Source organism: Peptoniphilus rachelemmaiella (genome assembly GCF_943169845.1).
GTDB lineage: Bacteria > Bacillota > Clostridia > Tissierellales > Peptoniphilaceae > Aedoeadaptatus > Aedoeadaptatus rachelemmaiella.
Genome location: NZ_CALPBW010000009.1, coordinates 62,851 through 83,051 on the forward strand (window position 1 = coordinate 62,851; position 20,201 = coordinate 83,051).

16 protein-coding genes and 3 tRNA genes are annotated in these 20,201 nt (G+C 50.4%); 4 read left to right on the forward strand and 15 right to left on the reverse strand.

The features are described 5' to 3' along the window. Positions 1-93: 93 nt before the first annotated feature. The 7 genes from KO087_RS05270 to KO087_RS05300 form a co-directional block, all read right to left on the reverse strand. Positions 94-180 (reverse strand) — tRNA-Leu (locus KO087_RS05270). Positions 181-291: 111 nt separating this feature from the next. Beyond that, positions 292-1,992 carry an ABC transporter substrate-binding protein gene (locus KO087_RS05275; RefSeq protein WP_215508258.1) on the reverse strand — a complete coding sequence of 567 codons (1,701 nt, stop codon included), beginning with the start codon at positions 1,990-1,992 and terminating at the stop codon, positions 292-294. Beyond that, positions 1,979-2,590: a dephospho-CoA kinase gene (coaE, locus tag KO087_RS05280; protein ID WP_215508259.1), complete on the reverse strand. Its 612-nt coding sequence runs from the start codon at positions 2,588-2,590 to the stop codon at positions 1,979-1,981. The genes KO087_RS05275 and coaE overlap by 14 nt, the downstream gene beginning before the upstream one ends. After that, entirely contained in the window at positions 2,577-5,213 is a 2,637-nt protein-coding gene (gene polA, locus KO087_RS05285) for a DNA polymerase I (RefSeq protein ID WP_215508260.1), read from the reverse strand. The genes coaE and polA overlap by 14 nt, the downstream gene beginning before the upstream one ends. A gap of 217 nt (positions 5,214-5,430) precedes the next feature. Beyond that, positions 5,431-5,517: transfer RNA gene (locus tag KO087_RS05290), tRNA-Leu, on the reverse strand. Positions 5,518-5,571: 54 nt separating this feature from the next. Beyond that, complete coding sequence (locus KO087_RS05295; RefSeq protein WP_215508261.1) at positions 5,572-6,921, reverse strand: aminopeptidase; 1,350 nt, start codon at positions 6,919-6,921, stop codon at positions 5,572-5,574. Between the two features lie 15 nt (positions 6,922-6,936). Further along, on the reverse strand, positions 6,937-8,787 hold the full coding sequence (locus KO087_RS05300) for an acyltransferase family protein (protein ID WP_215508262.1): 1,851 nt from the start codon (positions 8,785-8,787) through the stop codon (positions 6,937-6,939). 152 nt (positions 8,788-8,939) lie between these two features. Here KO087_RS05300 and KO087_RS05305 point away from each other — a divergent pair. Next, positions 8,940-9,015, forward strand: a tRNA-Lys gene (locus tag KO087_RS05305). A gap of 59 nt (positions 9,016-9,074) precedes the next feature. Here KO087_RS05305 and KO087_RS05310 read toward each other — a convergent pair. Together KO087_RS05310 and ftsH are read right to left on the reverse strand one after the other, a co-directional pair. Then, positions 9,075-9,455, reverse strand: a complete 381-nt coding sequence (locus tag KO087_RS05310) for a helix-turn-helix domain-containing protein (RefSeq protein ID WP_215508263.1) — start codon at positions 9,453-9,455, stop codon at positions 9,075-9,077. A gap of 174 nt (positions 9,456-9,629) precedes the next feature. Beyond that, complete coding sequence (gene ftsH, locus KO087_RS05315; RefSeq protein ID WP_215508264.1) at positions 9,630-11,522, reverse strand: ATP-dependent zinc metalloprotease FtsH; 1,893 nt, start codon at positions 11,520-11,522, stop codon at positions 9,630-9,632. A 255-nt stretch (positions 11,523-11,777) separates the two neighbouring features. On the opposite strand from ftsH, the gene KO087_RS05320 reads away from it, so the two are divergent. After that, positions 11,778-12,422: a GerMN domain-containing protein gene (locus KO087_RS05320; RefSeq protein ID WP_215508265.1), complete on the forward strand. Its 645-nt coding sequence runs from the start codon at positions 11,778-11,780 to the stop codon at positions 12,420-12,422. Between the two features lie 113 nt (positions 12,423-12,535). Here KO087_RS05320 and KO087_RS05325 read toward each other — a convergent pair whose 3' ends face one another. From KO087_RS05325 to dnaX, 6 genes are all read right to left on the reverse strand, one after another. Further along, the gene (locus tag KO087_RS05325) at positions 12,536-13,006 is read right to left on the reverse strand and encodes a hypothetical protein (protein WP_215508266.1); all 471 of its coding nucleotides are present in this window, start codon (positions 13,004-13,006) and stop codon (positions 12,536-12,538) included. 102 nt (positions 13,007-13,108) lie between these two features. Further along, a complete protein-coding gene (locus tag KO087_RS05330; protein ID WP_215508267.1) occupies positions 13,109-14,185 on the reverse strand; it encodes a sensor histidine kinase in 1,077 nt (358 codons plus the stop codon). Further along, complete coding sequence (locus KO087_RS05335) at positions 14,169-14,861, reverse strand: response regulator transcription factor (protein ID WP_215508268.1); 693 nt, start codon at positions 14,859-14,861, stop codon at positions 14,169-14,171. The genes KO087_RS05330 and KO087_RS05335 overlap by 17 nt, the downstream gene beginning before the upstream one ends. 160 nt (positions 14,862-15,021) lie before the next feature. Further along, complete coding sequence (gene recR, locus KO087_RS05340) at positions 15,022-15,621, reverse strand: recombination mediator RecR (protein WP_215508269.1); 600 nt, start codon at positions 15,619-15,621, stop codon at positions 15,022-15,024. Between the two features lie 2 nt (positions 15,622-15,623). Continuing rightward, positions 15,624-15,962, reverse strand: coding sequence for a YbaB/EbfC family nucleoid-associated protein (locus KO087_RS05345; RefSeq protein ID WP_215508270.1), 339 nt, complete (start codon positions 15,960-15,962; stop codon positions 15,624-15,626). Positions 15,963-15,971: 9 nt separating this feature from the next. After that, positions 15,972-17,561 carry a DNA polymerase III subunit gamma/tau gene (gene dnaX, locus KO087_RS05350; RefSeq protein ID WP_215508271.1) on the reverse strand — a complete coding sequence of 530 codons (1,590 nt, stop codon included), beginning with the start codon at positions 17,559-17,561 and terminating at the stop codon, positions 15,972-15,974. 171 nt (positions 17,562-17,732) lie between these two features. On the opposite strand from dnaX, the gene KO087_RS05355 reads away from it, so the two are divergent. Together KO087_RS05355 and KO087_RS05360 are read left to right on the forward strand one after the other, a co-directional pair. Continuing rightward, positions 17,733-18,017 (forward strand): hypothetical protein, encoded by a 285-nt coding sequence (locus KO087_RS05355; protein WP_215508272.1) that lies wholly within the window; start codon positions 17,733-17,735, stop codon positions 18,015-18,017. A gap of 134 nt (positions 18,018-18,151) precedes the next feature. Beyond that, entirely contained in the window at positions 18,152-19,957 is a 1,806-nt protein-coding gene (locus KO087_RS05360) for a zinc-ribbon domain-containing protein (protein WP_215508273.1), read from the forward strand. Positions 19,958-20,201: the final 244 nt, after the last annotated feature.

Below are 20,201 nucleotides of genomic sequence, written 5' to 3' on the forward strand. Positions count from 1 at the left end.
TATAACACGGCAAAATAAAAATGTAAACTCGCAATTTACGCTTTTATAAAAAAAGAACCGTCGACAGCATGCCGTCGACGGCCTTTCATTGCATGGTGCGGAGAAAGGGACTTGAACCCTCACGTGATGACTCACACATGCCCCTCAAACATGCCTGTCTGCCGATTCCAGCATCTCCGCTCATCACAGGAATAAATTATAACATAGGGGTTTTGCTTTGTAAATCACTTTTTACGTTTTTCGTACTTTCTTTTACCTGCAGGAAAAGATGCCTCGCCGCAAGGGCGAGGGCTATTTTTTCTCCGCAGCTTGTTTCTCTTCTCTGCCTCCTAAGGTCACATCGTCGATGCCTTTAAAGACGTTAAAGGCGTTGGGTCTTAGGCGTCCTTTCACCCGCGGCCCGGTGACGAGGACGTTTTGCTTAAAGACCAAAGGAATGTAGGGTACGTCTTCGCGAAATTGTTTGTAGACGATGTTGATGGCTTCTTTGCGCTCTCTTTCCCTTTGAGCCCGCGCTAATTTATTGAGGGCTTCATCCATGGCAGGGTTGCTGTAGCGGCTGATGTTCATACCGCCGATGCCGCCGGATGAAAGCACGGAGGAAAGATTGACCATGGCGGAAAAATCCATGCCGACCACCGCCACTTGATAGTTCCCCCCCTGAAGGGCGCTGGCAAAGGCATCGGCTTGGGATACGGCCTTTTTTTCGTCCTTGCCGTCGTTGTTAGGCGCCTCGGCCGCATCGCGAACATGGGAGCGAATGCCGATTTTCTTCAGATCTTCCGACACCAGTTGGGCCTCGGTTTTTAACCGGTGGTTTTCGCCGTTGGTGAGGATTGTAAGCATGAGGGCTTCCCCGTTTTTCCCCTCGCGAAAACCGTCGCCGTTTATGTCTTTATAACCGGCGCGGTCCAACACGTCCATGGCGCCGTCCACGCTTAAATAGGATTCTTCTTTCGTAAAGGCGCCGGCGGCAAGTTTCGGGTTCATGAAGAAGTTTGCCATGGTCCCTTGAGACAAATAGAGGCTGTCGATGATGCGCTCCTTGTTAATGGCGAGATCCATGGCCCGACGCAGGTTCACATCGTTTAACACCGGGTCTTGGGTATTCATGCACACCACTTCCACCCGCTGGGTTTCGTAGGGCTCCACATTGCTTTTTTCATCGCTTTTATAGCGATCCCATGTGTAGTCATCGACGACAAACAAGTCGATTTGTCCCGCGTCGTAGGCTTGGCGAATGGCTTCTTTATCCGATAAGATCAGGCCCACAATGCCGTCGATATAGGGCAGATTTCCATAGTAATTCGGATTTTTCTCCAAGTAAATTTTTTTGTTCTTTTCCCATTTCTTCAATAGAAAAGGCCCGGAACCTACCACGTCGAAGTCCTCACCGTCGAGCATGGCCTCTTCCGAATAGATGTGGGCAGGGAGGATGGGAAAGCTCAAGAGCTCCGGATAATTGCCGTAGCTTTGATTGAATTCGAAATCGATGTTGCGCTCGTCGAAGATCACGGCCTTGGCCACCGTATCCAAGTCGGCGCCGGCGCCGATCCCCGGCGTGCGGTGAAAGAGTCGGTTATAAGGCGAATCGGCCGGGGCGTGTTTCACGGCATTAAAGGTGGCGGCCACATCTTTCGTGGTAATGGGCGTGCCGTCTTGCCAATAGATGCCTTTTCTTAATGTGACGCTGACGCGCCGCCCCTCGTCGGATGTCTCCACGTGTTCCGCCAAGGCAGGCACCATGCGGCCGCTGCCTTCGTATTCGAAGAGTCGATCGAAAAGCAGGTGGCTCAAGTAAAAATACGAGCGGTTTTGGGTCAAGAGGGGATTCAGGGTGTCAAAATTTGTAAGGGGCACGGTGAGCGTGCCGCCGCCGCGGGAATCGTCGTCGGCCCCTTTTTCCTCTACCACGGTTTTTGAGCCCCCGATGCCGCAAGACGTTAGAAGCAAAAGACACAGGGCGAGGATGATTCCCTTACATTTTTTCACCGGGCAGGGCCTCCAATGCGTCGTCCACTTGATTGTAAAGGTTCATTAAATCGCCGGAATTATCAAAGATTATGGTCGCCTTCTCTTTCTTTTCAGCCAGAGGCATTTGAGAAGCGATCTTTTCTTTGGCGTAGGCCTCATCGATCCCGTCCCGCGCCATGAGTCGGGCGAGTTGTACCTCTTCATCGGCATCCACGAGCCAAATGGCATCAAACGCCAGGCCGCTTGCCTTTAATTCGTCGAACTGTTCAAAAAGCAAAGGCACATCGTAAAATACCGGGCCGTGGAAATTTTCAGACAGATCCAGCATGGCGCAGACAATGGCCGGATGCATCAATTGATTCAGCTTGCGGCGGGCATCCTCGTCTTTAAACACGCGCTTGCCCAGTTTGTCTCTGTCTAAATTGCCGTCCGACTGAATCATGTCTTCGCCGAAGGTTTCGGCAATTTGCTTTAATGTCTCCGATCCCGGTTGAACGAGATCCCGCGCAATGGCATCGGCGTCGATGACGGGAAAGCCTAAGCCCAACAAGTAGGCGGTTAACACGCTTTTTCCCGAGGCGATGGAGCCGGTGATGCCGATTTTATTTTGTTTCATACCAATTTTCCCCCGTTTCTACTTCTACTTTTACGGGAATCGCCAGCGGCAAGGCCGATTCCATGGTTTCAACCAACAATTTTTTTACCCGCTCGCCGTCTTCCTTGTCTGCTTCGATAATCAATTCGTCGTGGACCTGAAGCAGGAGCTTGGCCCGAAGGCCTTCGTCTTTTAATTTCCTGTACACGGCCACCATGGCTTTTTTCATCATGTCCGCCGCCGTTCCCTGAATGGGCATGTTCAGCGCCACCCGCTCGCCGAAGGAGCGGACGCTGAAATTTTTCGCCGCCAGCTCGGGAATGTAGCGCCGACGATGGAACAGGGTTTCCACATAACCTTGGGCCTTTCCCGTTTCCACAATGTCTTCCATAAATTGGTGCACGCCGCTGAATTTATGCAGGTAGTTGTCGATGTATTCCTTGGCTTCTTTTCTGGAAATGTCCAGGTCTTGAGACAGACCGTAATCGCTGATGCCGTAGACGATGCCGAAGTTTACCGCCTTGGCCCTGGAGCGCATAAGGCTTGTCACATCCTCCGGCTCCACGTGAAAGACCTGGGAGGCCGTGGTGGTGTGAATGTCCGCACCGTCGTTAAAGGCTTTTTGCATGACCTCGTCCCCGGAAATATGGGCCAAAATCCGAAGCTCGATTTGTGAATAATCCGCGTCGATAAATTCCGCCCCGTCTCGAGGCAAAAAGGCCTTTCGAATGCTTCGGCCCACATCGGTTTTAATGGGAATGTTTTGTAAATTGGGATTGGTGGATGAGATTCTTCCCGTGGCCGTAATGGTCTGTTGAAATTGGGAGTGAATCTTTCCGTCCGGTGCGATTTCCGCCTTAAGCCCTTCCACATAGGTGGATTGGATTTTCGACAACTGGCGGTACTTTAATATGCGCTCGACGATTGGGTGTTCCTTCCGGATTTTCTCCAACACGTCTTGACTGGTGCTGTAGCCGGTCTTCGTCTTTTTAATGGGCGTCAATTCCAATTCTTCGAAGAGCACTTCCGCCAATTGCTTCGTGCTGTTGATGTTAAATTCCCTGCCCGCATCGTCGTAAATAGACGCTTCCAGGCCTTGAATTTCTTCGGCCAATCCGTCGCCGATCTCATCCAACACCTTTTCGTCCACAATCATCCCCTCGTGTTCCATGGAGGCCAGGGTTTCCACCAAGGGCATTTCGATGGTAGAAAACAACGCCCACATGTCTAAGTCCTTCAGCTTCTCTTCCTGTGCGGCCAACACCTTGGGCAGGTAATGATGAAGGCGAGACAAATAGCCCACGACGCTCTCTTCCGCCTCGAGCAGAGATTTTTTGCTTTTGCCCTTTCCCAAAAACTCTTCCGGCGGGGTAATGGTTTGGTTTTCATACAAACCGATTAAGTGAGACGCTTCGTAATTGGATTTCGTTGGATCCAGCAAATACTCGGCAATGGATGCGTCAAAGGTAACATTGATCGGCTCGATGCCGTAGTGGAAGGCGAAAAGAAAGAGGTCTTTCAAGTCGCTTCCCACAATGGCCACATCCTCGTCTTCCAGCATGTTTTTTAATTGCCGAAAGGCCCCTTCATCGGGAGACTTGACGATGGCGCCCTTGCCATTTGCAGAAAGCAGCAAGTAATCCACCTTGCCGCCGAAATAGGGCCTGCCCTCCGCCATGACGTGAATCATGACCTGCTTCGCCCCTTTCATGGCTTTCATCGCCTCGTCCATGGACACGACGGATAAATCCTTGACCTCCGCGTCCGCCTCTTCTTCTTCGCCGGGCAGGCGCCGCATGAGCGTAAAAAATTCATACTCGCTGTAAAGGGCGCGCAGGGCATCCAGGTCGTAGGGCTTGCGCCGGAGGGCGTCGATGTCGAAGTCCAAAGGAATCGTCGTAATAATGGTGCCGAGCTTTTTGCTCAAAAAAGCCTGTTGTTTAAAATTCTCCAGATTCTCTTTTCGCTTCTTGCCGCTAATGGCATCCAGGTTTTCGTAAACCCCTTCCATGGAGTGAAAGTCCTGAATCAACTTCATGCCCGTTTTTTCGCCGATGCCGGGCACGCCGGGAATGTTGTCGCTGCTGTCTCCCATAAGCCCCTTCAGGTCGATGAGCTGCGCCGGCGTCATGCCGTATTCCTTTTCGATGCGGGCCACATCGTAGACTTCCAGGTTCGTAATGCCTTTTCTCGTCATGAGGACGTCGATGTCTTCTTCGATTAATTGAAAATAATCCCGATCCCCGGTAAGCAAATAGACTTTTTTGCCGGCGGCGCGGCCCATTTTCGCCACGGTGCCCGCCAAGTCATCGGCTTCGTATTCAGGGGAATCCACGGTTTTTATTCCCATGGTTTTTAAAATCTTCATTAAATAAGGCCACTGCTCGTCTAATTCCGAGGGCGTCTTCTGCCTGGTGCCCTTGTACTCAGCGTAAAGATCGTGGCGGAACGTGCGCCCCTTTTGATCGAAACACACGAGCAAATAGCCGGGATCGATGCGATCCACGGCATTTTCCATCATGGACACGAAGCCGTATACGGCATTGGTATACAGGCCCCGCTTCGTCTTCAACAAAGGCAAGGCGTAAAAGGCCCGAAAAAACAAACTGCTTCCGTCGATGATTAAAATCGTATCTTTTTTCATGAGTCCTCCTTGCTTTTATTATACACGAGAAGCCGCGGAAAAGCCTTTATAAGCATTTCATGAATACCTCTAAAGCATTTCTTTTTCGCACTTTGCTTTTTAAAAAATGTAGCCAATAAGGGAGTCGACCCTATTCGTTTCAGAAAGACATTAATTCCTTCCCGGTAAAATAAAAAAGGCGAAGCTGCAATTTTCTGCAACTTCGCCTTTTTTCTATTGGTGCCGAAGGCGGGACTTGAACCCGCACGGTGTCGCCACCGCTGGATTTTGAGTCCAGTACGTCTGCCAATTCCATCACTTCGGCCAGCTGATACTTCGATAGTATAACATATCTGTCGGCCGCGTGTAAAGGGGCATTTTATTTCATGGTTAAAAAGCTGCTGTAGGCTTTGTAGGTGGAGTAGATATCGGCCTTAGACGCCACTTCAAAGGGGGCGTGCATGGAGAAGAGGGCCGTTCCCAGATCCACGACTTCCGCGCCAGTTTCGGCGAGGATGTAGGCCACGGTACCGCCGCCGCCTTCGTCGACTTTGCCCATTTCGCCCGTTTGCCACATCACATTGTCTTTGGCAAATTGATCCCGAATGGCAGCGACAAATTCCACATTGGCGTCGTTGGTGGAGCTCTTGCCTCTGGAGCCGGTGTATTTCATCATGCAGACGCCTTCGCCTAAGCGGGCGGCGTTTTTCTTGTCCATAACTTCGGGGTAGTTGGGATCCAGCGCTGCCGTGACATCGGCGGAGAGGACCATGCTGTTGGCCAATGCCCGACGCACGGCGATATTGGAGTCCACGCCCAATTTGTAGAGCACTTCCGCCACGGCGTTTTCAAAGTATTTCGCACTCATGGAGGTGTTGCCCACGGAGCCGATTTCTTCTTTGTCGGCAAAGACGGCGACGCAGGTTTTCGTGCGGTTCTTGCCGTCCAGTTGGGCCCTGAGGGATGCGTAGGCACAGACTTTGTCGTCTTGGCCGTAGGCCGCTACCATGCTTCGGTCCAGACCTATATCTCTGGCGTTAAAGGCAGGCACCACTTCCAACTCCGCCGTTTCGAAATCGTCAGGATCCATGCCGTATTTTTCTTTTAAAAGGGCTTTTGCAGCCTCTTCCACGGAGCCGTTTAAGGGGCGGTGACCGAAGAGCACGTTTAAATTTTCGCCGATGATGCCTTCGGCCAAGGTCTTTTTATTTTGAGACTTGCTCAGGTGGGGCAGGAGATCCGTCACGGTGAAGACGGGATCGGCAGGATCGGAGCCGATGTTGACTTCGTGCTTCTTGCCGTCTTTGGTCACGACTACGCCGTGAATGGCCAAGGGGATCGCCGTCCATTGGTATTTTTTAATGCCGCCGTAGTAGTGGGTCTTTAAAAGGGCCACATTTTCCTCTTCATAAAGAGGCGCAGGTTTAATATCCAAGCGGGGCGAATCGATGTGGCTCGCTACAATGGCCATGCCTTCTTCGAAATCTGCGGCCAAGTCGAAGAGCACCACGGATTTTCCTTTGTTTAAAAAGTAAATTTTATCGCCGCGCTTTAAGCTGTCCATATCGTAGAAATTTTTGTAGCCCGCCGCTTCTGCCAAGCGGACGATTTCTTTTGCCGCCATGCGCTCGGTTTTCGCCCGGTCTAAAAATGCCTTGTAGTCTTCAGAAAATGCCATAATGGCATCGTGTTCTTCTTCTCTGTCCCAGTAAATGACTTTCTTTTCCATTCCATGCTCCTTTCATCAGTTGGCGTCCCTTACATCGGGGACGTCGTCGTTTTCTTTTGCCGCTAAATTTTCTTCCGTCTTTGCGTGTTTGTCTTTGTCTCCGTCGTCGGGCTTCGTCACCGCCGCAGGCATATTGTAAAGCAGGCAGTGACCCAACATATGGGACATTAAACGCTTTGCCGGATCTTTCATGTGCCCTTCGTCGTCGTAAAAGCCGCTTTGGTTCTTTCCGTCTTTGTGCCAATCGATGAGGGCCACGTTGGCGTATTTATCGGCAATCCGTTGTAGAATATCGTTGTTTTTGTCTTCGTAGGAAGGATCGGCCACCACATTAATTAAAAACAAGGGGCGTCCCTCGGCGGTTTTTACAATTTCGTCCACGGCATCGAAGGTAAGGGCCGCGTCGTTTCCGATTTGAAGAATAATGGGCCCGTCGGCGGAATATTCTTTGATGCGGCTCACATACCACGATGGATTCAGATTATTGGAACCAATAACCTGTAAATCGGGCATGAGACGCAAGTAGGCTTCCCGCGCCGATTGGGCGGCGCCGTCGCCTAAAAGCAAGCCCTTTTGAGACTGGAGCTTGCCCAGATCGTCGTTGGTTAATTTGTAATAGGGCTTTTGTGCGTTCACCTGTTCGATGGCCGCCGCCAATTCGTTGGACGGCTCGAAGCGCTCCGTCAACGAAGCTTTCTTTCGTTTCGACGCCACTTCTTTCGGCTCCACTTTCTTCACCGTCGTCTTCTCCGGCGCTTGGCGCTTCATGATCTCCGGCGCCTGGGTTGTGTAGGTAATCACCATCAACCCGCCGAAAAGCGTGGCTAAGATGGCGTATACCCATTTATTGCTCAGACCTTTCACCTGAAAAATATAATAGGAACCTTGGGCGGCGATAATTAGGATGATCAGAGCCAAGGGAATCCAAAGGCCTCCCCTCAAATGCATACGCTCGGCCAGAGCATTTGTAAAAAAGAAGACCGGCAAACTGTAGAGATAAATCGAATAGGCCCGCTCGCCGATAAAGGTGAAGAGTCGGAATTGAAACACGCTTTCAAAGGCATTGCCGTCGCGAAACAAAAAGAGAATAAACAGGCTCAGGAGGATGCTGACAAAAAACAGCCCGCCTAAATAGGCCGGGGTGGATTCCGCCATAAATAAAAGAAAAATGACGAAGACGATCATAATCCCCAGCATGGCCATGTCCCGACTGGCTGTGCGTCTGCGCCCTTTTCCCATGAGCTCGTAGAGGACGAAGGGAAAAATGACGAAGAAGCTGAAGAGCCGACTCTCGGGGCTGTAGAAAATCCTCGCCTCGGCCAAATCCAATCCGCCGAAGATCCCCATTATGAGGGCGGAGATCAAGGTGATGGCGCCGCCGAAAAAGGCCACGGAAATAATTTTTTGTCGCGTCCGCTTCCCTGCTGCCACCAGAGCGAAAATAAGGTAGCATTGCATAAGCAAAGATACAAACCACAAATGGCCGAAGGGCGAAGGCTGCTCGATGCTTAAGGGATGACCGGCAAGGCTTTGAAAAATATTATTGGCGAATACTAAAGACCACAGGGCCTGCCCGCGCACCATGGGCAAATCGGCGTAAAAAAACAAGGCATACATCGCCGTAACAATGCTCACCATGGCGAAAAGCTCCGGCCAATACGTCCGCACTTTTTCTACCAAAAAGGGACCGGGGTATGTTTTATCGCGAATGTATCCCCTGAAGGTCTCATAGCCCATGAGGGCAAAGAGTATTTGATAACCCAAATGACCGCCTAAGAAAACGCGGCTAAAGGCCATGTATAGTAAAATAAAGCACAGGGCAAATCCTTTGACGCCCTCTGCCGTCTTTCTTTCTTTAATGGACATAAACGACTCCTTTTTTTGATGGTAATATTTTACCACAAACGTGGGAATTTGACCTGTTCTTTACCCGGTGCGGATTTTTGTCGATTTCTTTTTAAAAAAAGACTGGACAAATTTACGTCCGGGCTATATAATTGTTTCTGTTATCGACGTTTGCATCTTTAGCTCAGTTGGTAGAGCAACTGACTCTTAATCAGTGGGCCCAGGGTTCGAGTCCCTGAAGATGCACCAGATACGCGGAGCTTCGGCTCCGTTTTTTTTATGTCTTTTCCCCACAAAAAAAGCAACGGTTACACGTCGCTTTTGTCTTTGTTTTTCCAATAGAGGTCCCACACTCTTTTCATCAGAATATCTTTGTCCCGCTGCCCGATCTTCTCTGAAGCCAGGGCTTTTTTCATGCCGTTAAAGGACTGGCGCAGGATTTTGTAATCGTCGTAGGCCGCATCGTCTTTTTCCGGCGTGGCAAATTCCTCGTCTTCGTGGAGCAGATCATTCACATCCACGGAAAAAACATGGGCCATTTTTTTGTAAATGAGCCGGTTTTTCGGGTAACTGTCGCCGGATTCATAGTTCTTTACCGTGCGGACACTTACCCCCAAGGCGTCGGCCAGTTCCTGTTGAATCCAGCCTTTTTCCGTGCGAAGGGTTTTTACTTTTTCTGCAAAAGTCATCGAATCACCTGCTCTTGTATAGTCCTAATTCCGTTTGCCTAATCATGATACTGCCCCTCGGGCAATCAGAGAAGCGCGGGATTGGTCTTTCTCTGCTCGGGGCTTCTTCGAAAAAAAAGCCCTGCAAAAGCAGGGCATGCATTGTATTTATTTTCCTAGAAAAAAGCGGTGCTGTCAATGAAGATCTTCTTCCCCTTTTTCCTCTTTCGACCTTTCCGATGCATCTTCCGCCCCATTTCCGCCGCGATTTTTTTCTAAAATTTCCATAAATTCCGCGCCCGTAATGGTTTCTTTCTTCAAAAGGTAATGGGAAATGGCGTGAAGGCTGTCCACATTTTCCGTAAGGATCTTGTGGCTCTTTTCCTGAGCCTTGGTGATGATGGCGCTTACGGCCATGTCGATGTCGAAGGCACGGCGGTCGGAAACGGCCAAGGTGGTGTCGCCGCCTAAATAGCGATTGGTCAAGGTTTCCATGGCCACGAAGCCAAACTCGTCGGTCATGCCGTAGCGGGTAATCATGGAGCGGGCAATTTTCGTGGCCTGCTCGATGTCGTTGGATGCCCCGGTGGTGCGGGTATTGAAGATCAATTCTTCCGCCGCGCGACCGCCGGTAAAGGTGACGATTTTGTTGAAAGCCTCTTCCTTGCTGATGAGGAATTTTTCTTCTTCGTCCACCTGCATGGTGTAGCCTAAAGCGCCGCTGGTTCGGGGAATAATGGTAATCTTATGCACCGGCGCCGATTCCTTTTGCATGGCGGCGACCAGAGCGTGGCCCACTTCGTGGTAGGCGATGATTTCTTTTTCCCTTTGACTGATGACACTGTTTTTCCGTTGGTGGCCGGCAATAACCACTTCCACGCTTTCCATTAAATCTTCTTCGCTCATTAATCTGCGACCGCAGCGAACGGCGCGAAGGGCCGCTTCATTCACCATATTGGCGAGATCCGCCCCGCTGGCGCCGGCAGTGGCTTTGGCCACGGCATTGTAGTCGATGGCCTCTTCCTTCTTTACATCTTTCGCGTGAACCTTCAAAATGGCCTCGCGACCGGCGAGATCCGGCAGCTCCACGGGAATGCGGCGGTCGAAACGGCCGGGACGCAAGAGAGCCGGGTCCAAGGACTCGGGGCGGTTCGTGGCAGCAAGGATGACCACGCCGCCGTTACCTTCAAAGCCGTCCATTTCGGCTAAGAGTTGATTCAGCGTTTGTTCCCGCTCGTCGTTGCCCGAAAAACCGGCGCCGTCGCGCTTCTTTCCGATGGTGTCGATTTCGTCGATAAAGACGATGCAGGGCGCTTTGTCCTTCGCCTGCTCAAACAGGTCCCGCACCTTGGCGGCGCCGAGGCCCACGAACATTTCAACAAATTCCGAGCCGGAGATGGAGAAAAAGGGCACGCTGGCTTCTCCCGCCACAGCTTTGGCCAGGAGGGTCTTCCCCGTACCCGGCGGGCCGACGAGAAGGGCTCCCTTGGGAAGCTTGGCGCCGATTTCCGTGTACTTGCTCGGGTTGTGGAGAAAATCCACGATCTCCGTTAAATCATCCTTGGCCTCGTCCTGCCCCGCCACATTGGCGAAAGTAATTCCCTCCACGCTCTGATCGTAAATCTTCGCATTGCTTTTTCCGAAGCTCATGGGGCCAACGCCCCCTTTGCCGCCCATGGATTTCGTCATGGAGCGCAGGAAAATCTGTCCTACGGCCACCATAACCACCACCATCAGGGCGAAGCTCAAGAGGCTTTGCAAAATCGGATTCATTTCGCTGGGGAACTTGCGATCAAATTCCACGCCGTTGTCGTAGAGGCGATTGACCAGGCTTTCGTCGGGGAAACGGGCCGTTTCGTAGCGCACATCCTTTTCCCCTTTTATGGTAAAGGCGATTTGCTTATCCGTAATATGGGCTTCCTTTACCTTCTTTTGATCCACATCGGACAAAAATTCATTGTAGCTGACGCTTTTGATCTTTACCGGATCCCGCAACATCTTCGGCATCAGCATAAACGAGATCAAAAAGACCAGTACAATTCCGATGGCATAATATATAAACATCGGTTTATTTATATCTTTTTTCATCGACTCCTCCAATCATTCTATTTTCTATGTATATCCATCTATGAATAAATTATTCAATCCGGCGATGGGTAGATCTTACCACAGCCGGCGGATCTTTAAGCGTCGGCGCAAAAAACTTATCATCATCTTTGCCATTGAAGCCAATAGTAAAGTCTCGTAAAGAAATACCCGGTTGGCGCTGCGATTTGTTTCAATTGCCTGCCGCTGTGGTAAAATAACCAATAACAACAACGTTTTACTGACTGAGGAGGAAAGATGAAAAAATTAAAATTAACCGCCATCACAGGCGTCTGCCTGGGCCTGCTTCTAATGGCCACGGGCTGTGCCAAAGAGGCGGCACAGGCGGAAGAAGCGAATAATCAGGTGGAAGTGGTTGAAAACCAAAAGACATCGGAAGATTTAAACAAAGAAGCCGCCGAAAACAAGGCCAATGAAGCCGAAGAAAAAGAGGCGAAAGACAAAGAGGATAAGGACAAGAAGGGCGAAGAAAAAAGCTATGAAGTCACCTTGACCTACCCCTCCTCCGACTACATTGTCAACGGCGACGAAGAAAATAAAAAAGTCACGGAACAAGCGACGATCAAGGCGTCGAAAGACGACATCGTCACGAAAGTATTGAAACAATTGGCCCAAAGCCCGAAGGCCGAAGGCGCCGAATCCGTAGGCTTGGATAAATTTGATTTCTCCAAATCCAAATTAGACGGCACCACCGCTATCGTGGATCTTTCAGGCGATGTTGCCGGCGGTTCCCTGGAAGAGGACGTGCTGGCACGCTCCATCGTCAACAGTTTGCTTTCCGTCGACGGCATTAAGGCCGTGGAATTTACCATTAACGGCGAAAAGGCCGAAAGCCTTATGGGCCACGTGGATATTTCCGAGCCCTTTACGAAAAATCTGTAATCGAAAAAACCTTGAGTCCGGCGAAAACCGGGCTCTTTTTTTGCGTCTTCAAAGGGTCACGAATCGAAAAAAATTCTCCAACGAAAAAAGCCAAGGGGATTCCCCCCGTGGCTTTAAGACGTCGGTCCGTTGAGTTTTAAATTTTCTTCCACCGCCGACGGATCGCCCGACTTTGCCTTGTCCAGCATTTCCTTGAAAAAGCTTCGCGTCGCGTCGTCGCATTTTTTCGGGCTCATGTAGTTCATCGTCGGTGCCTTTTCCAATTCTTCGATGGCTTTGTCGGCCCGTGCTTTGTCCGTCTTGTAATTATCCAACCATTCCTTTTCCCAGGCTTCTTCCCAATATTGGGACGCCCGCGTGTCGCCATAGCCCGCTTGATATTCGGCGTCTTTCTCGCCGTCTAATTCCGTGGGCAAGGTGTAATTGTCGGGCCAGTTTAAGTCGGCCACCGTTTCTTTAAATTCCTTATTCGCATCATCGTAGGAATGAAGTCCTTCCGGATCGCCCCCATGACAGGCGCAAAGGCCGAGAGCCAGGGCGAGGATAAAGGACACGCACAGGATTCGCCTAAATGTTTTTCTCATATCAATCTCCTTTTCAATGTAAAAGCATCTCTACATCTCAAAGGATAGCATGGCTCCCGTTGCGAGTTTTTAATTCCCTTCTACGATATTCTTACTTTTTTCCTACTTTTTGAATGTCAGTCGAAAACACACTTTGTTATCTGCGCTTTTCGCCGTGATCTCCGCCCCGTGGGCGCGGAGAATCTCCCGCGCAATGGCAAGGCCTAAACCGGATCCGCCGGCGGCGTGTCGCGACGGATCCATGCGGTAAAAGGGCTCAAAAATACTCTCCAACGCATCCTCGGGAATGGTCTTACAGGCGTTGATAAAGTCGATGGTCACCTCCGCCTCACTTTCTTCGACGGTCACTTGAACGGTGCTGTCCTGATCGCCATACAAATAGGCATTTTTTAATAGATTGCCGAAGACCCGAGACATTTTGTCGCCGTCGCAGGAAAGGTATACTTTTCCCGGTACGTGGAGTTTACATTCCATGCCCTTTTCGTCGAAGAGGGGTTTAAATTCAAAAATAATCTGCTCCAAGAGAAGGCTCAAATTGCATTCGGCAACCTCCAGCTTTAAATCGGACAAATTAAATTTCGTCATTTCGAAAAATTCATCGATTAAATCGGAAAGGGCCCGGCTCTTTCTCAAGGCGACATCGAGGTATTTCTCCCGCTCCTCGCTGCTCAATTTTACATCGCCGCACAATAGATTTAAGTAGCCCACAATGGATGCCAAAGGCGTCTTTAAATCGTGGGCCAAATTCACGATTAAATCATTTTTCTGCTTCTGCCTCTGCGCCGCCAAGGCCTCGTTTCGAATGGATTCCGCCTTTAGTGCATTGATTTTTTCGGCAATGGCGGCGAGTTCCGGCGACAATTCAATGGCGCCTGCTTCTTTATCGAAAAGAAGGCTTGTGGCTTCCTGCAACTCATCGACGTAGTGAACCAATTGCTTGAACAAACGGTAAGTGGCAAGCACAATTAAAAGCACCCAAATGCCCAGCGCCGGGTAGAGCAAGTAAAGGTCCCGGTAATATAAGTAATTGAAAGGATCATGGCCATTCAGCCATCGACGCAAACAGACGCTGATGAATATTGTGGCGAAAAACACCGCGGCGGTTATGAGAATAACTCGGATCACGTAGCGCTTAAAAATCCCCCGGAGCAAGGAGTCGTTGTTATTTTTCGATGACATAGCCTACGCCCCAAACCGTTTTAATGTACTTGGCTTGGCGGCCGGAATCATGCATCTTTTCCCGAATCCGCCCGATGTGCGCCATCACCGTGTTGTTGTTATCCATGTACTTTTCCCGCCAAATGGCTTCGAAAAGCGCCTCCGATGACACGACATCTCCCATGTGCTCGCACAAATACCACACGATTTCAAATTCGATGGGCGTCAGGGAAAGGGGCTTTTCATTTAGGGTGCATTTGTGCTCCCTTTTGTTGATGACCAAGCCGCGAATAGAAATCTCTTCCTCCGGCCCGCCGATCCCCTGATTGTATCGGCCGCTTCGGCGAAGTTGCGTCTTCACTCGGGCCACCACTTCCAAGGGGTTAAAGGGCTTGGTCATGTAATCGTCGGCCCCGACAGTGAGGCCCAGAATTTTATCCCCAAAATCAATTTTCGACGTAAGCATAAGAATAGGAAAAAAGTAGTTTTCCCGAATCCTTTGGCACAGACTGAAACCGTCTAAATCTTCCAGCATAATGTCCAAAATCATGGCGTCCGGCGGATTCGCTTTGATTTTTTCGAGAGCGTCTTTGCCGTCAAATGCTGTTTCCACGGCGTAGCCGTCGTTACGAAGATAAATCGCAAGCAGTTCGCAAATTTCTTTCTCATCATCGACGATAAGGATTTTTTCTTTCATGGCGTTTCTCCATAAGTCTTAAAAATTTCTTCCTCTCATTTGACTTCACTATACCATGAATCCGCTTGTTCATTGCAATAATTTGTTTTGATCGCTTCTACATAATAAAACAAGCCCCCTTTTTCGGAGACTTGTTCGTAAGAGAATCTGAAAATTCTGTTTATTTTTCTCTGTAATCCGTGCGATGGGCAAGGGCCGTGGCCACGGTGAGCTCGTCGTAATACTCCAAATCGCCGCCGACGGGGATGCCGTGGGCGATGCGGGTAATGTGGATGTCCACATCGGCCAAGGTGCGAGTAATGTAGCGGGCGGTCATGTCGCCGTCTTTCGTGGGATTGGTGGCGAGGATGAGCTCCTTAATGGGCTCGTGCTTGAGACGCTCCAGAAGTTCTTTAATCCTCAGGTCGTTGGGCACAATGCCTCGCTCCGGCACGATGACGCCGTGGAGCACGTGGTACAGGCCGTTGTACTTGCCTGTGGCTTCCATGACCTGCACATCTTGTGGCCGCTCCACCACGCAAATCACCGTGCGGTCCCTGTGGTCGCTTTTACAAATGCGGCAGGGATCGGAATCGGTGTAGTCGTGGCAGATGCTGCACTCCCTTATTTTTTCGCGGGCTTCCTGAATGGCCTGAGCCAACTGCTCCGCTTCCTCCGGCGGAGAATCCAGCAAAAAGTAGCTGAGGCGCCTGGCCGTTTTCGTGCCGATCCCCGGCAGACGACTCAAGCGATAGATCAGCTCTTCCAGGGGCTTATCCATCGTTAAAACAGGCCCGGCATATTGAGGCCGCCGGTTAAGCGGGACATTTCCCCTTCCGTCTTTTCTCTCGCGCAATTCATGGCTTCGCGAATGGCGGCGAGTATCAAGTCTTCCAAGGTTTCCACGTCTTCCGGATCCACCACGTCGGGATCGATGGAAAGGCGCAGGAGCTCTTGCTTGCCGTTGACCACGGCGGTAACGACGCCGCCGCCTGATGTGGCTTCAAATTCCTGTTTGTCCAGATCCGCCTGCATTTTTTCCATATCCTTTTGGAATTTTTGCACCTGCTTCATCATATTGTTCATATTTTTTCCGCCCATATTGGGAAATCCCTTAGCCATAATGCCTCCTTATTCTTTTTCAATAATTACATCTTTAAATACGCGCTCAATGGACCGAAGCACTTCGTCGTCATCATCGCCGATGGCTTCCACCGCCACCGTGGTCTCCGGCCCGAGGGCTTCTTTTACACCTTCAAGCAAAGCTTTTTCGTTGGCCGCTTTTTTCAGCATCTGCAAATGAAATGTAAACTTCGGCTCGAAGAGAATGGTGAGCCGGCTCCCCTCCATTTTCGTGGTTTGCGCATCTTTTAAAAGGGCCGCGCAGGCCACGCTTTTCTCGCGCACCGCCGATTGCACCCCTTGCCAGGTCTCTGCCGAAAGGGCCGTCTTTTCGCCTTCGATTATATCACGGCCCCCATCATCCCTCAAAGCTTCTTCCACTTCGCCTTGCTCGACCTCGGGGACTTCGGGGCGCGCTGCTTCCTTCACTGGGGCTCTTTCTTTCTTCCCTTCATCGGTTTTCACTGCCGCCGGTTTTCGCGGCGTCAGCCGAAGGGCCGCCTCATCGGGCAATTGTCCCCCTTCTTTTAAGTGAAGGGCCTTCAATAGAAGGATTTCCACCACGGTCTTGGGATCCTTGGCATAGCGAAACTGCTCCCGCCCCTGTTGAAAAAGCTGAAGGACTTGAAAACCGTAGCCTTCCTCTAAATTCTTTGCGTGGGCTTCGAAAGCCGCCCCTTCCTTTTCACTAAGGCCTTTGGGAATGGCGTGGGTGTAGCGGTAAAACAAAAGGTCGCGGAAGTAGTCGATCAACGCGTCGAGGAGAAGAGAAAAATTCTTCCCCCGGTCATAGGCGCTGTTCAGCGCATCGACGATGAGGGCGCCGTCCGAAGTAATGAGGCCGTCGACAATGCGAAAAATCCCCTCTTCTTCCGTAAGACCCAGGGCGTTTTGTACCAATTCCCCGTCCACGACGCCTTCCCCCATGGAAAGGACCTGATCCAAAATAGACAGGCTGTCTCGCATACTGCCGTCGCTGTGGGCGGCGATGACCGCCAGGCCTTCGTCGGTGTAGCTTCTCTTTTCCAGATCCAAAATCCGGGCGAGCTCCCCTTGAATGGCTTCTTCTTTCAATCGGAAGAAGGTAAAGCGTTGGGCGCGAGACAAAATCGTGGCGGGAATTTTTTCCGGCTCCGTCGTGGCCAAAATAAACAGGGCGTGGGCCGGGGGCTCTTCCAAAATTTTCAAGAGGGCATTAAAAGCCCCCTTGCTCAACATATGGACCTCGTCGATAATGTAGACCTTTTTCTTCGCAACCGCCGGCGCATAGGCCACGTGCTCGCGAATCTCCCGTATGTCGTCCACGGAATTGTTGCTGGCCGCATCGATTTCCATGACATCGAAGAGGCTCTCGTCTAAAATTCCTCGGCAGACCTTGCATTCATTGCATGGATTGGCCTCTTTCGGCGACAAACAGTTCACGGCGCGGGCAAAAATTTTCGCCACCGAGGTCTTTCCCGTGCCTCGGGTGCCGGAAAAAATATAGGCGTGGTGAACGCGGTTTTCTTTTATTTGATTTTTCAGTGCGGTAACGGTCATCTCTTGGCCGACGACGTCGTCGAACGTCTTGGGCCGATACCTTCTGTACAGTGCTTGCATAATCGCCTCCGGCTTTTAGTATACATGAAAAGGTCCCGACGAGAAACAGATCCCTTAGACCTTTCTTCGATCGAATCCGAAAATTTTGACCATTCCTTCACGATTCTATCACATGAGGCGGTTATACTAAGGCTACATCAATGATATGAATCTTTTAGGAGGTATTTCGAAATGAAAAACTTAAAGAAAATCGCTAGCGCTATGGCAGTAGGTACCCTTATGTTCGGTCTCGTTGCTTGCCAACCCAAAGCTGACAAAGCTGAAAACGCTGCAAACAACGCTAAGAACGCTGCTAACAACGCTGCTGCTGAAGCTAACAACGCTAAAAACGAAGCTGCTAACAAAGCTGACAACGCTGCAAAAGCTAACGCTGCTGCTGACAACGCAAAAGCTGCTGCTGACAACGCACAAGCTGCTGCTGACAACGCTGACAAAGCTGAAAACTCCGCTAAGTAATCGACGATTCGATTTAGAAAAAGCTCCGGCATCCCCGGAGTTTTTTTTATGACTTCATTTTTGTGACTTCATTCTGTAATCTTCCGAATCTATGTTATAATTTGGTAAAACAGATGAAGAAGGAGGACGATCTATTGTATTGTTTTCAATGTGGCGAAGAACTGGTCAAAGGCGCGAAATTTTGTCACGTATGCGGTGCCAATCAGGAAGAAGCGCGAAAACTCTTTGAGGAAAATTTCAAAAGCGCCTCGCCGACAACCGGTTTAGATCATCCCGCTTCCGGCGGCGACACGAAGGTCGCCTACTCCTCCGATCCGGAAGACGGTGAAGCCTTAAAAAATTACTTAAATAAAGTGGATACCCACGTGGGCATGAGTATCCAAAAACACGAAACCCTCTCCGGCGCGCACCCGAAGCCGAAAAAAGAAAAAACGAAGAAAAAAGCGGATGCCCCGGACAAAAAGACAGCTTCCGCGCCCCTCGCCGCGGCCGATGAAATAAAAGCCGCCGATGCGCCGGCCAAAAAACAGGATGAGAAAAAGAAAAAGAAGAGCTTTTCCGCCATTTGGAACAGCTTTATCGACGAGGAGGACAATCCCTACTCCGTCTTCGGCGAAATGGCCGATCGCCTGGAGCGGGACCAAAAGGTATTGGATGATTCGGAGGCCGATCGCCTGCGGGTGTCTCAGGACATGGATGCCATGGATCAGGAATCCTTCGCCCAAACCGGCGACGTGTCCTCTTTGAATAAAAAGGTCAACGCCATTTTAGATGCACAAGAAAAGGAAGAAGAGAAAAAAATTACCTCGAAAGGCATTCTTTCCTCCTTCTTCTCGAAAAATAAAAAGTCCGACGAGGCGGAATCTGAAGCGAAGGAATCCCTCCGCCCTGCCAAAGGTTTCGAAAAAGAGGCGGACGAGAAAATCAAACCCGCCGATGCATTCGATCAAGGCGATCCACCGGCAGATGAAATAATTAAACCCGCCGATGCATTCGATCAAGGCGATCCACCGGCAGATGAAATAATTAAACCCGCCGATGCATTCGATACGGTCGATAAACCGGCGGATGAAAAAATCAAGCCCGCCGACGCTTTCGGCGAAGTGCAAGCGCCTGTTTCGGGCCCTGTAGAAAAGGAACCCGCCGCGCCGAAATCGGACGTTGCTTTAGACAAAACCGCCCGCAAACAGGCGAAAAAAGAAGCCAAGGCGGCGAAGGCCCAAAAAGCGGCGAAAAAAGAAGCTGCCGCAGGCGAGAAGAAAGAAAATCCCTTCGCTTCCTTCTTTGCCGGCTTGAACAAAGAAAAATCCGACGTGGATAAGGCGAAGCATTCCGCGGAAGTGAAACACCATCACCACGTCAGCGAACTTTCCGACAATGTTTACGTCTTAAAAGCCTACGATAAGCTCGCCCCCGCTCGGGAACGGGTCCTGGCAAAGGGCAAACAAGGGGTCTACGGCCTCCTGGGCATCGGATTTATCCTGAGCACCGTGCCCATTGTCTTTGCCTTCAGAGGCATCGGCATTTTGGCCATTGTCTTTGCCCTCTTAAAAGTGCTCATCGATTTGTTCCGCTTTTTCTTCGCAAACAATGTGGCACGCACCAACAGCTGCACGGAAGATAACTTGCGCGGCCGCACCGTAGACAATCTCTTCCACTGGATCTTGTACCTGATCCCCTCGACTATTATCTTTTTCGTCCTGCCGGCCTCCTCGGCCATGGGACGCACGGTCTTGGGATCGATAACCCCCCATTTCCTCTTGAGCATTCTGCTCTATATGTGGGTGATGTTTTTGGCCTATGCTTCGGCCCATTCCATATTGCCGAAAGAAAACAGTCGGGATTTTCTCGCCTGGTACGGCATTATCTTCGTAAGCATCGACCTGATCTCGAAACTTTTCTGGATCATCGCCATCTTCCTCACATCCACATTTGTATAAGAAGAGCCGCTTCGGCGGTTCTTTTTTGGCTCTATAATATCCGTTGGGGAGTAACCTCCTCAATGGATATTTTTATGCAAAAAGATAGCACTTGTTTTCCCTATCACCTAAAATTATATCACCACAAAATAATAAAGGGGGGCAAACAAGTGCAAAACAATATTACCACATTACTTTTAGGAATCCAAGATGTCGAGGTCACCGGTGTTTCAGAAGAAAGACGCCTGATTACCATTGATTGCAA

Bases quoted from the DNA above. Each gene is read 5' to 3' on its own strand.
- coaE (WP_215508259.1), bottom strand. From the start codon at position 2,590: ATGAAACAAAATAAAATCGGCATCACCGGCTCCATCGCCTCGGGAAAA.
- polA (WP_215508260.1), bottom strand. From the start codon at position 5,213: ATGAAAAAAGATACGATTTTAATCATCGACGGAAGCAGTTTGTTTTTT.
- KO087_RS05295 (WP_215508261.1), bottom strand. From the start codon at position 6,921: ATGGAAAAGAAAGTCATTTACTGGGACAGAGAAGAAGAACACGATGCC.
- KO087_RS05300 (WP_215508262.1), bottom strand. From the start codon at position 8,787: ATGTCCATTAAAGAAAGAAAGACGGCAGAGGGCGTCAAAGGATTTGCC.
- KO087_RS05310 (WP_215508263.1), bottom strand. From the start codon at position 9,455: ATGACTTTTGCAGAAAAAGTAAAAACCCTTCGCACGGAAAAAGGCTGG.
- ftsH (WP_215508264.1), bottom strand. From the start codon at position 11,522: ATGAAAAAAGATATAAATAAACCGATGTTTATATATTATGCCATCGGA.
- KO087_RS05320 (WP_215508265.1), top strand. From the start codon at position 11,778: ATGAAAAAATTAAAATTAACCGCCATCACAGGCGTCTGCCTGGGCCTG.
- KO087_RS05325 (WP_215508266.1), bottom strand. From the start codon at position 13,006: ATGAGAAAAACATTTAGGCGAATCCTGTGCGTGTCCTTTATCCTCGCC.
- KO087_RS05330 (WP_215508267.1), bottom strand. From the start codon at position 14,185: ATGTCATCGAAAAATAACAACGACTCCTTGCTCCGGGGGATTTTTAAG.
- KO087_RS05335 (WP_215508268.1), bottom strand. From the start codon at position 14,861: ATGAAAGAAAAAATCCTTATCGTCGATGATGAGAAAGAAATTTGCGAA.
- recR (WP_215508269.1), bottom strand. From the start codon at position 15,621: ATGGATAAGCCCCTGGAAGAGCTGATCTATCGCTTGAGTCGTCTGCCG.
- KO087_RS05345 (WP_215508270.1), bottom strand. From the start codon at position 15,962: ATGGCTAAGGGATTTCCCAATATGGGCGGAAAAAATATGAACAATATG.
- dnaX (WP_215508271.1), bottom strand. From the start codon at position 17,561: ATGCAAGCACTGTACAGAAGGTATCGGCCCAAGACGTTCGACGACGTC.
- KO087_RS05355 (WP_215508272.1), top strand. From the start codon at position 17,733: ATGAAAAACTTAAAGAAAATCGCTAGCGCTATGGCAGTAGGTACCCTT.